The sequence below is a fragment of the Streptococcus pseudoporcinus LQ 940-04 genome, from assembly GCF_000188035.1.
GTDB lineage: Bacteria > Bacillota > Bacilli > Lactobacillales > Streptococcaceae > Streptococcus > Streptococcus pseudoporcinus.
This window is the reverse complement of sequence record NZ_AEUY02000005.1, coordinates 115,665-128,508: the sequence shown is the minus strand read 5'-3', so window position 1 is coordinate 128,508 and position 12,844 is coordinate 115,665. Positions and strand designations below refer to the sequence as shown.

At 35.5% G+C, this 12,844-nt stretch carries 12 protein-coding genes; 11 read left to right on the top strand and 1 reads right to left on the bottom strand.

All coding sequences use genetic code 11. From position 1 onward, the window contains the following. Nucleotides 1-50 precede the first annotated feature (50 nt). The 3 genes from holA (at nt 51) to STRPS_RS02020 (ending at nt 3,144) form a co-directional block, all read left to right on the top strand. The gene (holA, locus tag STRPS_RS02030; RefSeq protein WP_007894707.1) at nt 51-1,082 is read left to right on the top strand and encodes a DNA polymerase III subunit delta; all 1,032 of its coding nucleotides are present in this window, start codon (nt 51-53) and stop codon (nt 1,080-1,082) included. A gap of 118 nt (nt 1,083-1,200) precedes the next feature. After that, nucleotides 1,201-1,809 carry a superoxide dismutase SodA gene (gene sodA / locus STRPS_RS02025; protein WP_007894843.1) on the top strand — a complete coding sequence of 203 codons (609 nt, stop codon included), beginning with the start codon at nt 1,201-1,203 and terminating at the stop codon, nt 1,807-1,809. 288 nt (nt 1,810-2,097) lie between these two features. Continuing rightward, nucleotides 2,098-3,144 (top strand): serine hydrolase, encoded by a 1,047-nt coding sequence (locus tag STRPS_RS02020; protein ID WP_007894768.1) that lies wholly within the window; start codon nt 2,098-2,100, stop codon nt 3,142-3,144. Nucleotides 3,145-3,346: 202 nt separating this feature from the next. On the opposite strand, the gene queA is transcribed toward STRPS_RS02020, so the two are convergent. Continuing rightward, the gene (gene queA, locus STRPS_RS02015; protein WP_007894820.1) at nt 3,347-4,375 is read right to left on the bottom strand and encodes a tRNA preQ1(34) S-adenosylmethionine ribosyltransferase-isomerase QueA; all 1,029 of its coding nucleotides are present in this window, start codon (nt 4,373-4,375) and stop codon (nt 3,347-3,349) included. A gap of 173 nt (nt 4,376-4,548) precedes the next feature. Between queA and nagB the strand changes: the two genes are divergently transcribed. The 8 genes from nagB (at nt 4,549) to prsA (ending at nt 12,704) form a co-directional block, all read left to right on the top strand. Continuing rightward, nucleotides 4,549-5,259 (top strand): glucosamine-6-phosphate deaminase, encoded by a 711-nt coding sequence (gene nagB / locus STRPS_RS02010; RefSeq protein ID WP_007894732.1) that lies wholly within the window; start codon nt 4,549-4,551, stop codon nt 5,257-5,259. Nucleotides 5,260-5,325: 66 nt separating this feature from the next. Continuing rightward, on the top strand, nt 5,326-6,042 hold the full coding sequence (locus STRPS_RS02005; protein WP_007894613.1) for a pseudouridine synthase: 717 nt from the start codon (nt 5,326-5,328) through the stop codon (nt 6,040-6,042). A 94-nt stretch (nt 6,043-6,136) separates the two neighbouring features. Then, a complete protein-coding gene (locus tag STRPS_RS02000) occupies nt 6,137-7,282 on the top strand; it encodes an MFS transporter (protein WP_007894728.1) in 1,146 nt (381 codons plus the stop codon). Between the two features lie 62 nt (nt 7,283-7,344). Beyond that, nucleotides 7,345-8,295, top strand: coding sequence for a competence protein CoiA (locus STRPS_RS01995; protein ID WP_007894679.1), 951 nt, complete (start codon nt 7,345-7,347; stop codon nt 8,293-8,295). A gap of 9 nt (nt 8,296-8,304) precedes the next feature. Then, complete coding sequence (pepF, locus tag STRPS_RS01990) at nt 8,305-10,107, top strand: oligoendopeptidase F (RefSeq protein WP_007894828.1); 1,803 nt, start codon at nt 8,305-8,307, stop codon at nt 10,105-10,107. A gap of 76 nt (nt 10,108-10,183) precedes the next feature. Then, entirely contained in the window at nt 10,184-10,825 is a 642-nt protein-coding gene (locus STRPS_RS01985; RefSeq protein WP_007894733.1) for an HAD family hydrolase, read from the top strand. A 167-nt stretch (nt 10,826-10,992) separates the two neighbouring features. Further along, nucleotides 10,993-11,700: an O-methyltransferase gene (locus STRPS_RS01980; protein WP_176602248.1), complete on the top strand. Its 708-nt coding sequence runs from the start codon at nt 10,993-10,995 to the stop codon at nt 11,698-11,700. Nucleotides 11,701-11,762: 62 nt separating this feature from the next. Further along, nucleotides 11,763-12,704: a peptidylprolyl isomerase PrsA gene (gene prsA / locus STRPS_RS01975; protein WP_007894784.1), complete on the top strand. Its 942-nt coding sequence runs from the start codon at nt 11,763-11,765 to the stop codon at nt 12,702-12,704. The last annotated feature ends 140 nt before the right edge of the window (nt 12,705-12,844 follow it).

Genomic DNA, 12,844 nt, shown 5'->3' with positions numbered 1-12,844 from the left:
AATCCCAGAGCTTTTCTTCAATATTTAAGATAAGATGGTATAATAAGTACATGATTGCAATCGAAAAAGTAAAGAAATTGTCAAAAGATAAACTAGGCCCTGTAACCCTGATTACAGGTGATGATTTAGGGCAATTCAGCCAGATCAAAGAAGAAGTCCTGAAAATAATTGCTTATGATAAAGATGACTTAACCTACTCCTATTTTGATTTGTCAGAAGGAGGATACCTCGAAGCAGAAATGGATTTATTAAGTCTTCCTTTTTTCGCTGACACCAAAGTTGTCATTTTTGACCATTTTCTCGATATTACAACACAGAAAAAGAATTACCTTAAAGAAAATGAGCTCAAATCCTTCGAAAGTTACTTGGAAAAGCCTCTAGCAACTACAAAATTAATTATCTTTGCACCAGGAAAGCTGGACGGAAAGCGGCGTATCGTCAAATTATTAAAGCGTGATGCCGAAGTTATTGAAGCACTCCCTTTGAAGGAAGCAGAACTAAGGCAGTATTTTCAGTCAAAGGGAAAAGAAATTGGGTTGGTGTTTGATAGTGGTGTTTTTGATAAGATTCTTTTAAAATCAAATGGTGACTTTAGCCAAATGGCGAAAAATTTGTTATTTTTAAAAACATATAAGGGACAAGGTAATATCACTTTAGAAGATGTTGATGAGGCAATTCCTAAAACCCTTCATGATAATATTTTTGACTTGTCGCGCTTTATTCTGCAAGGGAGTAGTGATCAAGTAACTGAATTGGTCCACGACCTCAGACTGGCTGGTGAAGATGAAATCAAATTAATTGCTATTTTATTAGGACAATTTCGCTTATATTTGCAAATTAAGTTGTTGATGCAAGATGGTAAAAATGAGCAGCAAATCGTCTTAACTCTTTCTGATTTAATGGCACGAAGAGTTAATCCCTATCAAGTGAAATTTGCTATTCGTGATTCGCAACATTTAAGTGTTGCCTATTTAGAAAGAATAGTGAAAGTATTGATTGAAACTGATTATCAGATTAAAAGAGGGGTCAATGATAAAACCTATTTATTTGATTTAGCCCTCCTTAAATTGATGATTGGTTGAGGTCTAATAAGGAAATAATTCTACGAGTTCTGCCTTATTTAGAATGAATCAAAATAGTTGAAAGCTCTATCAAATTAGGTTACTATAGTCTTATCAACAATGGAAAAGAGGAATACAAATGGCTATTATTTTACCTGAACTTCCCTATGCATATGATGCCTTAGAGCCCCAATTTGATAAAGAAACAATGATACTTCATCATGATAAGCATCATGCAACCTACGTTGCTAATGCTAATGCGGCACTTGAAAAACATCCAGAGATTGGTGAAAATCTTGAAGAACTTTTAGCAGATGTTTCAACTATTCCTGAAGATATCCGTCAAGCCTTGATTAATAACGGTGGAGGACACCTCAATCACGCACTTTTCTGGGAATTATTATCTCCAGAAAAGACTGAAGTGACTAGTGATGTGGCAAGTGCAATTGATGAGGCATTTGGTTCCTTTGAGGCCTTTAAAGATGCCTTTACTACTGCAGCAACTAGCCGTTTTGGCTCAGGCTGGGCCTGGTTAGTCGTTAACAAAGAAGGTAAGCTAGAAGTTATGTCCACTGCAAACCAAGATACTCCAATATCTGAAGGTAAGCAACCTATTTTAGCACTTGATGTTTGGGAACATGCTTATTATTTAAATTATCGTAATGTTCGTCCAAACTATATTAAAGCATTCTTTGAAATTATTAACTGGAATAAAGTTGATGAATTGTACAAAGCTGCTAAAGCTTAAACTAATCATGATTTATGAAGAACTGGCCAAAAGGCCAGCTTTTTTGTTTACAAAGAGGTCTCTTTTTTACATCAGAAGAATTTAAAGTTCTTATCAATGAAGGAACTTATTTAAGCGGCTTAATTAATCTTGGTCAGGTGTCTAGCACATGATTTTTTTGATAAATATAGTCCTTAAAAAACCTATCACTTTTCTTGTAACACTATTGAAATAAATTGTCTAAAAAACGCAACATTTCCTTGATTTTTGATTAAAATGATATAAAATATAATTGAGAGGAGATAGGAATTGCGTAAGAGAAGTTTTTTTGAGAGGTCTCAAACACTTAACCTCGTTATTTTAGTTATTTTGGTCATTACTTTAGCTTTAGTAGTGACAGTATCAGCTTGGGAAAAAGCTAATATGCATCAAAAGGTACAAGAAGTAAACAAAATAGTAAAGAAAAAGGAAAAAGGCAGAGAAAAATCAGCAGAAGCTAAGAAGGCTGTAATGGATGCTGACTTAGCTAGAATGAATGCTTTAGGCTTATATTATGAGTATGATAAGCTGAGTTTAGTAGATACTGTCAAAGCTTATTTGGACGAATTTGGTATTAATCATTCTCAAGTTGCTTTTACGTATAAAGATTTAGAATCTGGGGAGACCTTCTCAATGAATGATAGGCAACCGATGACTGCTGGTTCAACCTATAAACTTCCTCTCAATATGTTAGTTGTTGATGAAGTGGAGAAGGGGAAATATAATCTCGAACAGCGTTTTGATATAACAGATACAACCTATGAGTATGACAGGGAACACATGGCATATGTTAATCAATTTGCTGGGGCAATGTCTATCTCAGAAATGCAAGAATATTCTTTATTATATTCTGAAAATACCCCGGCCTATGCCTTGGCTGATCGTCTTGGCGGTATGGACAAGGCATATAAAAAATTCAGGAGATATGGTAAGTCCAAATCAGAGATAAAAACGATACTTGAAAAGGGGAATAAGACAACAACCGATTATTATATCCAAGTTCTAGATTACCTTTGGAAACATAAAAACAAGTATAAAGATATCCTCTACTATATTCGTGAGTCCTTTCCAGGAGACTATTATAAAACATATCTACCAGATATCACTATCTACCAAAAGCCTGGTTATGTCAGAGAAGCCTTGAATGTAGGAGCTATTGTTTGTGAAAAGAGCCCATATTTAATTAGTCTTTACACTAAAAACCTAGGAGGCAGCACAGAAGAATCTTTTGAAATTTCAGGAGAAGGCTATAATCAATTGGTTGGTTTAACCTATGTCATAAACGAGTGGCATCGTGTTAATCAAAATAAAGACTGACTACTGATATATCGAAAGTCCAATTTCTAGATTGAAATTGAAAGGTTTGAGACAAAAAGAGGTTCATTTTTAAATTTTTTGTTATCAATCCAATTTTTCAATTTGAAAAATGAGACACAAAAAGCGAACAAGACAGCATTCTGAGTATTAGAAAACTAGTTTTGTTCGCTTTTTATATTTGAGCGGAGACTCATCATTTTTGTTATTTAACAAACATGGCATCACCAAAGCTAAAGAAACGGTAGTGTTCATTGATAGCATGTTTGTAAGCTTCCAAAACAAACTCACGTCCTGCAAAAGCTGAAACTAACATGACAAGTGTTGATTTTGGTAGGTGGAAGTTAGTTGAAAAAGCATCTACCACAGTGAAACGATAACCAGGCTTGATGAATATATTCGTCCAACCAGAATCTGCTTGAATATCACCATTGAATTTGTTACCGATCGTTTCAAGTGTCCTAATAGAGGTAGTACCGACAGCAACAACACGTCCGCCGGCTTTTTTGACTTGACGCAAAGTATCAGCTGCTTCCTCAGAAAGTTGGTAAAACTCAGAGTGCATCTCATGCTCATCAACATTATCAACTGAAACAGGTCGAAATGTTCCTAGACCAACATGAAGCGTTAAGTAAACTAAATGAACCCCTTTTTCTTGGATTTTTTGGAGTAATGCTTGTGTGAAGTGCAAGCCTGCGGTTGGTGCAGCTGCAGACCCATTTTCTTTAGCATAAACTGTTTGGTAGCGCTCAGAATCATCTAATTTTTCATGGATATAGGGAGGAAGAGGCATTTCACCAAGGCTTTCTAAGACCTCTAGAAAAATTCCTTGGTAAGAAAAGGAAACTATCCTACCGCCATGTTCAAGTTCCTTAATGACAGTTGCTGTTAGGCGGCCATCGCCAAAACTAATGGAACTGCCTACTTTGAGACGTTTAGCTGGTTTAGCCAAAACTTCCCAGTCATCACCTTGGATATTTTTGAGAAGAAGGAGTTCAACATGACCATGAGTATCTGGTTTTTCTCCATGAAGGCGTGCTGGTAAGACACGAGTATTGTTCATAACTAGGGCGTCTCCAGGATTAAGTTGGTCAATGATATGATCAAAGTGACTATCCACCATCGTTTTTGCCTTGTGATCAATAATAAGTAATTTTGAACTATCTCTTTGTTCAAGTGGCGTTTGGGCAATTAATTCTTCGGGTAATTCAAAGTCAAAATCGTTTGTGTTCATTATAGCTCCTTTAAGGGCCTTGTCTCCTAGTGGATACAAGCCCAATCTCAACTATTATATCATGTGAGAATGTCTAAGTCATTATAGAAAGTTTAAAAATAATGAGCTTGACAAAAATTGGTATATACCATATAATTAAACTATAAAAGGTCTATACCAATAAAGGAGATAAAATGAAAGTAATTCATGTAAAGAACCAAGTTGAAGGTGGCCAAGTCGCCTTCTCACTATTAAAAGAGGCTATAGCTAATGGAGCAAAAACTTTAGGGTTAGCAACGGGTAGCACGCCACTTGCTTTTTATAATGAGGTTGTGGCAAGTGATCTAGATTTTTCTGAGATGACAAGTATCAATTTAGATGAATATGTTGGTTTGCCAAAGGATCATTCTCAAAGCTATAACTATTTTATGAAAGAGCATTTATTCAATGACAAACCATTCAAGGAAAGTTTCTTACCTAATGGCCTAGCAACTAACTTAGCAGAAGAAACTAAGGCTTATGACAAGATTATTGCGAATCATCCTATTGACTTCCAAATCTTAGGAATTGGACGTAATGGGCATATTGGATTTAATGAACCTGGTACTTCTTTTGAGATGACAACTCATGTTGTGAACCTTGAAGAATCGACAATTGAAGCTAATAGTCGCTTTTTTGAGACTATCAATGATGTCCCAAAACAAGCCATCTCTATGGGGATTGCCTCTATTATGTTATCCAAAACAATTGTGCTGATGGCTTTTGGCAAAGATAAGGCAGAAGCTATCAAAAAAATGGTTTCTGGTCCAGTTAGTGAAGACCTACCAGCTTCAATTTTGCAAAAACACAAGGATGTGGTTGTAATCGTTGATGAAGAAGCGGCTTCGGCATTAGTCAAATCTTAACCTTTAGCTACGTCAACGAAAGAAGGCTTTTGCCTTTCTTTCGTTTTTTTGTGTTAAACTAGGAGTATGCGTTTAGACAAATTGTTAGAGACTTGTCAGATTGGTTCTAGGGGACAAGTGAAAAAATTGATTAATGCTAAAAGAATCACTATTGATGATAAGGTCGCTATTGATGGTCGACAAAATGTCGATCCAGGACTCCAAAGAATCGGAGTAGATGGTAATATATTGCAAGCAAAAGGCCATCATTATTTTATTCTTAATAAACCCAGAGGGGTGGTCTCTGCCTTAAAAGATAAGGAACATCCAACTGTTATTGATTGTTTAATAGAAGCGGATCGATTTCCCAATCTCTATCCTGTAGGTCGTTTGGACAGAGATACTGAAGGCCTAGTCCTGCTAACGGATAATGGCCCTCTGGGTTTTCGGATGTTACATCCAAACCATCATGTTGACAAAAGTTATTATGTTGTCGTCAATGGTTTTTTAGATGATGATCTCCCATCTTTCTTCAGGGCGGGGGTTGTCTTTTTCGATGGAACGGTCTGTAAAGCAGCTGCTGTTGAGATTTTGTCAGCTGGGGAAAAACAATCAGTAGCCAAGGTAACACTCTCTGAAGGGAAATTTCACCAAATTAAAAAAATGTTTTTAGCATATGGGGTCAAGGTCATCTATCTGAAACGAATGACTTTTGCTGAATTTACTCTTGGGAATTTAGCAGAAGGTGAGTATAGAACCTTAACGGATCAGGAAAAAACTATTGTGAAGCAGTACTTAGATTGAGGTGAGAAATAATAACAGGAAATAATTCACAATCCTTGAAAATTATCGAATGTGTCTATATACTGAGTAAGTAATAGTTTTAAGGAGAATAGTGATGCCAAATAAATTATCAACTAAGTGGGCAATTCTGTCCATTTCCCTTTTTTTGATGTCTCATTTAGCCATAGCGCCAGCTATTCCTAAATTATATCAATTATACCACCAGTCAAATCCTCATATTGGGTTAGCTTCAGTAGAAACCTTGGTGACAATTCCTGCAATGATGATTACTATATTTGTTATCCTAAGTAATTTTGTTGTTGCGAAAATTGGTAAAAAGAATACTATTAAATTAGGCTTAATGCTTATCTTACTTTCAGGACTTGGCTCTTTTTTAACAAGACAATTTGTTATTGTTTTGATGTGTCGCTTGCTTTTAGGGATTGGGATTGGACTTTATAATTCCCTTTCGATAAGTATTATCAGTGATTTTTATGAGGGCGATGAGCGCGCTAATATGATTGGTTTTAGGACAGCAACTTTAAATATTGGTAAAGCCTTGACGACCTTTATTGTTGGTTTGGCTTTGCTGATTGGTGTAAATTACACTTATCTTATCTATTTGTTAGTTATTCCTGTTTATTTCTTTTTCAATGCAAAGGTTCCTAAGCTTGAGAATGAATTAGTTTCTGTAAGGGTTGCCCGCCTGTTTAATCGTCAAATAGCAATATTAATGTCAATCACCTTCTTAGTTGGTATTGCCTATATTGGAGCAACTGTTAAAATCCCAACTCTCTTGGTCACTAAGTATCATTATTCTAGTTTTTTTGCTAGCAATATTTTGACTCTACTAGCTTTCTCGGGTATCTTTAGTGGTTTTCTCTTTGGTCAACTAGCAAAAGTGTTACAGGAAAAAACATTATTAGTGATGTTAAGTATGATGGCAATTGGAAATCTGATTTTCACCTTTGGAAATGTGACAATTCTCTTTTTCCTCGCTGCTTTTCTGATAGGAGCTAGCTTTGTAGGAACGATGTCGTCAGTCTTCTATTTTATTGCTAAGCATTTTGGTAAGGAGCACAATCATTTTATTACCAGCTTGGCTATTACCGCAGGCAACATTGGTGTTATCTTAACGCCAATCATTTTAACCAAACTACCGTCAACTCTACATCTGGAATCTTTTGTGACACCTTTTATGATTAGCTTTGGTTTGATGGTCCTTAGCTTGTTGCTGTATCCTCTTTTGAAAAAAGACTAAAATTGTTGAGCTATCTTAGGATGGCTCATTTTTTTCGAATAAAAAGGTAAGAGGAGGATTTGATGTTAAAAGCTGTTGATAGTTGTGGAAATATGATCTCCTTATTAGAGGAAGTTCCAAATAGAGGAGATTTTTATTGTCCACTATGCGGAGGGAAGCTTTGCTTAAAAAAGGGAAATGTGATAAGACCTCACTTTGCTCATCTGAATTTACGAGATTGTCAGTTTTCTCAGGAAAACGAGTCGGTTGAACATCTCACGCTGAAGTCCTTAGTTTATCATTCCTTACGCCCGTTTCAAAAAGTAGAAATTGAAAAATATATTGAGGCATGTGGTCAGGTTTCAGATATTATGGTCAATCATCAGTTAGCTCTTGAAATTCAATGTAGCCCCTTACCAATAGAACGTTTAATTGTGAGGACTAGGTCGTATCAAGAAAAGGGCATTTCTGTTCGGTGGCTCTTAGGACAAAAGCTTTGGTTGAGAAATAAATTAACTGCTTTGCAAAAGCAATTTTTATATTATTCCAAAACTCACGGTTTTCATCTCTGGGAGCTAGATGTCAAAAGGAGGGAAATCCGACTCCAATACATGATCCACCTTAATCTTTTTGGGAAAGTTTATTTCCAGACAGACACTTATTCGTTAACTAATGATTTATTAGCTATTCTGAGATTGCCATATAGGGGATTTCCTGCTAGCAAAATGAAGATTTCCATGCAAGATAAGATAGGACTAAGCATTCAAAAGGCCCTTCTAAAGAAAAATACTTATTGGATGAAAGAACAGGAAAAAGCTTATTTAAAGGGGGACAACTTACTAGCGCGACAAGCAGAAGAATTCTATCCTCAATTATACCCTCCACAGTCAGAAATTGGTTTTTGCCAGATTAAGATGGATTATCTATCAGATTATAAGCGTTTTTGTCGTTATTATAATAATATTAAGAATAAGAAGGTGCAAACGCTTCATCCTCCAATCTTTTATGATAAAATAGGAGAAAAGAAAAATTAGGAGGTTATGATGGCAGATAATAGAAGTCATTTAGAAGAAAAATACACATGGGATTTGACTACTATCTTTGACAGTGATCAAAAATGGGAAACGGAAGTTAATGACTTAAAAATAGATCTAGAAAAAGCTCAGACTTTAGCTGGACACCTTTTAGATTCAGCAAAAAATTTATTGGAAACAACGGAAATCCAGTTGGATTTATCAAGACGTATTGAAAAGGTCTATGTCTACGCTCACATGAAAAATGACCAAGATACGACTGTTGCAAAATACCAGGAATACCAATCAAAAGCATCCGCTTTATATGCGAGGTTTAGTGAAGTTTTTTCATTTTATGAGCCAGAATTTATGACTATTCTTCCAAGCCAATTTGACGATTTTCTTAAGGAAGAACCTAGGTTGGAAGATTATCATCATTTCTTTGAAAAGCTTCTTAAAAATAAAGAACATGTTCTTAGTCAAGCTGAGGAGGAATTATTAGCTGGTGCTCAAGAAATTTTTAATGGTGCTGAAGAGACCTTTGGCCTCTTAGACAATGCTGATATTCAATTTCCAATTATCAAAGATGAAAAAGGACGAGAGATTGAAATTACGCACGGTAATTTTATCCATTTGATGGAATCTAAAGATCGTCAAGTGCGTCAAGCTGCTTATGAAGCCTTATACAGTACTTATGAGCAATTTCAACATACTTATGCTAAAACACTTCAAACCAATGTTAAAGTAAACAATTATAAGGCGCGTGTTCATCATTATACGTCTGCTCGTCAAGCAGCTATGGCCGCAAACTTTATTCCTGAAACAGTTTACGATACTCTTTTAGAAGTTGTTAACCGTAAGCTCCCATTACTGCATCGGTATTTAGAGTTAAGAAAAAAAATATTAGGTCTAGAGACCTTAAAAATGTATGATGTCTATACACCCTTATCTCAAACCGACCTATCTGTCAATTATGATCAAGCTTTGGAAAAAGCCGAGGAAGTCTTATCTATTTTTGGAAAAGAGTATAGTGATTATGTTCATCAAGCTTTTTCGGAAAGATGGATTGATGTCCATGTTAATAAAGGAAAAAGATCTGGTGCTTATTCAGGTGGGGCTTACGATACCAAAGCCTTTATGCTATTAAATTGGCAGGATAATTTAGATAACCTCTATACTTTGGTGCATGAAACGGGCCATAGTTTACATTCAACTTTAACACGTAAGAACCAACCTTATGTTTATGGAGATTACAGTATATTTTTGGCAGAGATTGCTTCAACGACGAATGAAAACATTTTAACTGAGGCATTATTGAAAGATGTTACAGATGAAAAAGAACGCTTTGCTATTCTAAATAATTATTTAGATGGCTTTAGAGGAACTATTTTCCGCCAAAGTCAATTTGCTGAATTTGAGCATGCTATTTATCAGGCTGACCAAGCTGGTGACGTCTTAACAAGTGATTATTTAAATAACTTGTATGGACAATTGAATGAAAAATATTATGGTTTAGCCAAGGAAGACAACTACTATATTCAATATGAATGGGCGCGGATTCCTCACTTCTATTACAATTACTACGTTTATCAATATGCAACAGGTTTTGCGGCGGCAAGCTATCTAGCAAACAAAATTGTTCATGGGCAACAAAAGGATATTGATAACTATCTGTCTTATCTTAAAGCCGGCAATTCTGATTACCCATTGAATGTTATAGCAAAAGCCGGAGTGGATATGACTAACGAAGTTTATTTAGAAGATGCCTTTACTATTTTTGAAGAACGTCTTACAGAATTAGAGGCTCTAGTTGAGAAGGGGGTCCATCTCTAGAAAATGAGTGTTATGATTTTTTCGTTGAGGAAGTGTTTGTAGTATAGCCTATTTGTTTAGGAACAAGGAGTTATTAATGGGGAAATGGGTCATTTTTGATATGGACGGTGTCATCGTAGACTCGGAGTATGTTTTCTTATCAACTAAAACAAACATGCTATTAGATCGAGGAATTGATACAAATGAGACATATCAATATCAGTTTATGGGGACAACTTTTAATGACATGTGGCGTGTGATGAAAGAAGAATGCCAACTTTCTGATTCTGTAGAAGAATTAATTGCGGAGATGAATGATAGACGAGAAGAAATTATAGCTAGAGATGGTATCAGAGCTATTAAGGGTATTAAAGAATTGCTAAATTACTTGGTCGATTTGGGCTACCAGCTAGCAGTAGCATCTTCTTCGCCGAAAGCTGATATTGATCATAATCTGTTGGAATTAGGACTTTCACAGTATTTTGCGGTTACTGTGAGTGGTGAAGAAGTGGCTCATTCAAAACCAGCACCAGACGTTTTTCTTAAAGCAGCAGAATTACTGGGTGCGACTCCGGAAGAAACTTTTGTCTTTGAAGATACTAAAAATGGTAGTTTAGCAGCTAAAGCAGCAGGAATGATTTGTCTTGGCTTTGTTAACCCAGATTATCCTAAACAAGATATGACAGCCTGTGATTATGTATTTGAAAAGTTTGAAGATTCCTATTGTTTCTTTCGCTGACTAGTGAATGTTTTTAGTGGCTTGGCTATTTAGCCAAAAAATAGATACCGATCCTTCGCTAAACTATTGTTTATTGACATTAGAGTTTTCTTTGATACTGTAAATAATGAAAGCCAAGTACTTCGCTATTCTTGACACTGCTTGATAGACTGTGATATGCTAAATTTATGGTTGAATCGTATAGTAAAAATGCAAATCACAATATGCGCCGTCCGGTTGTGAAAGAAGAGATTGTTGACTTTTTAAGACATAAGCAAGAACCTAGTACAGGCTTTTTGGCAGAGATTGAGGCTTTTGCGCATCAAGAAAATATTCCCATCATTCAGCACGAAGTGGTGGTGTATTTTCGTGTTTTATTGCAAGCATTACAGCCTAAGGAAATCCTTGAAATTGGGACCGCAATAGGTTTTTCGACCTTATTAATGGCTGATATACTCCCCCATGCAAAGATAAAAACAATTGATCGAAACCCAGAGATGATTAGCCTAGCACAAGAGAATTTCGCTAAGTATGACTATCGCAAGCAAATTACTCTTTTAGAGGGAGATGCAGCAGATATTCTGGGACAGATCGATCAGCAATTTGACTTTGTTTTTATGGATTCTGCAAAATCTAAATACATTGTCTTTTTACCAGAAATCTTAAAACGTTTAAAAAAAGGTGGCATCATTATCTTTGACGATGTTTTTCAGGGCGGAGATATTGCTAAACCGATTGAAGAGGTTAGACGGGGTCAGAGAACAATTTATCGGGGCCTTCATAGATTATTTGAAGCCACTCTAAACCACCCTGATCTAAGTTCAAGTTTGGTTCCACTTAGTGATGGTCTTTTGATCGTTCGCAAAAATCAGGAATATGTTGATTTAGTTGATTAAGTAATATTTAAGAAATTATGTTATAATGGTTTGGTTAAAGATAAAGAAGGAGCACATTAAAAATGAAAAAATCAAATAAGTTAGTTACAGGATTTGTAACTTTGGCTTCTGTAGTGACCTTGGCTGCATGTAGTTCAACTAATGATAGTACCAAAGTTGTTACGATGAAAGGTGACACCATTACTGTTACTGACTTTTATAAGGAAGCTAAAACATCAACTGCTGCTCAACAATCAATGTTAAGTTTGATTATGTCTCGTGTTTTTGAACAAGAATATGGTAAGAAAGTTTCTGATAAAAAAGTAGAAGAATCATATAATAAGACAGCTCAGCAATATGGTTCATCATTCTCAGAGGCTCTTGGTCAAGCTGGATTGACAACTGAAACTTATAAAAAACAGATTCGTACGACAATGTTAGTAGAATATGCTGTTAAGCAAGAAGCTAAAAAAGAACTAACAGAAGCTAATTATAAGAAAGCTTTTGAGTCTTACAGTCCAGAAATGACAACTCAGGTTATTATTATGGATGATGAAGCTAAAGCTAAAAAAGTCTTAGAAGAAGTTAAAGCTGAAGGTGCTGATTTTTCTAAAATAGCAAAAGAGAATACTGTTGAATCAGGTAAAAAGATTGATTTTACCTTTGACTCAGCGGGAACTGATTTGCCATCAGATGTTATTTCTGCTGCAGGTAAGTTAAATGAAGGTGCTAAGTCTGAATTGCTTACTGTTATGGACCCTTCAACTTATCAGAAAAAATACTATATTGTAAATATGGTTAAGAAAGCTGATAAAAAAGCAGATTGGAAAGAATACAAAAAACGCTTGACAGAAATCATCATGAAGTCAAAAGAAAATGATACGGCTTTCCAAAACAAAGTTATCTCTAAATCATTGGACAAAGCCAATGTCAAAATTAAAGATAAAGCCTTTGCTAATATCTTGTCACAATTTGCTTCTAACAAAGGTAAAGGTGGGATCCCTTCAACAGTGGGTAAAAAATAATTAGCGTTTGACCCGGCTGAAAAAAGAGGTTATAATAAGACTATTAAGAATTGTTAATAATTAGAATTTTCACCAGAAAAGTGACGGTTGATGCGAGTCATGATTATTCTTATTAGCATGCTACTTAATAAATACAATTG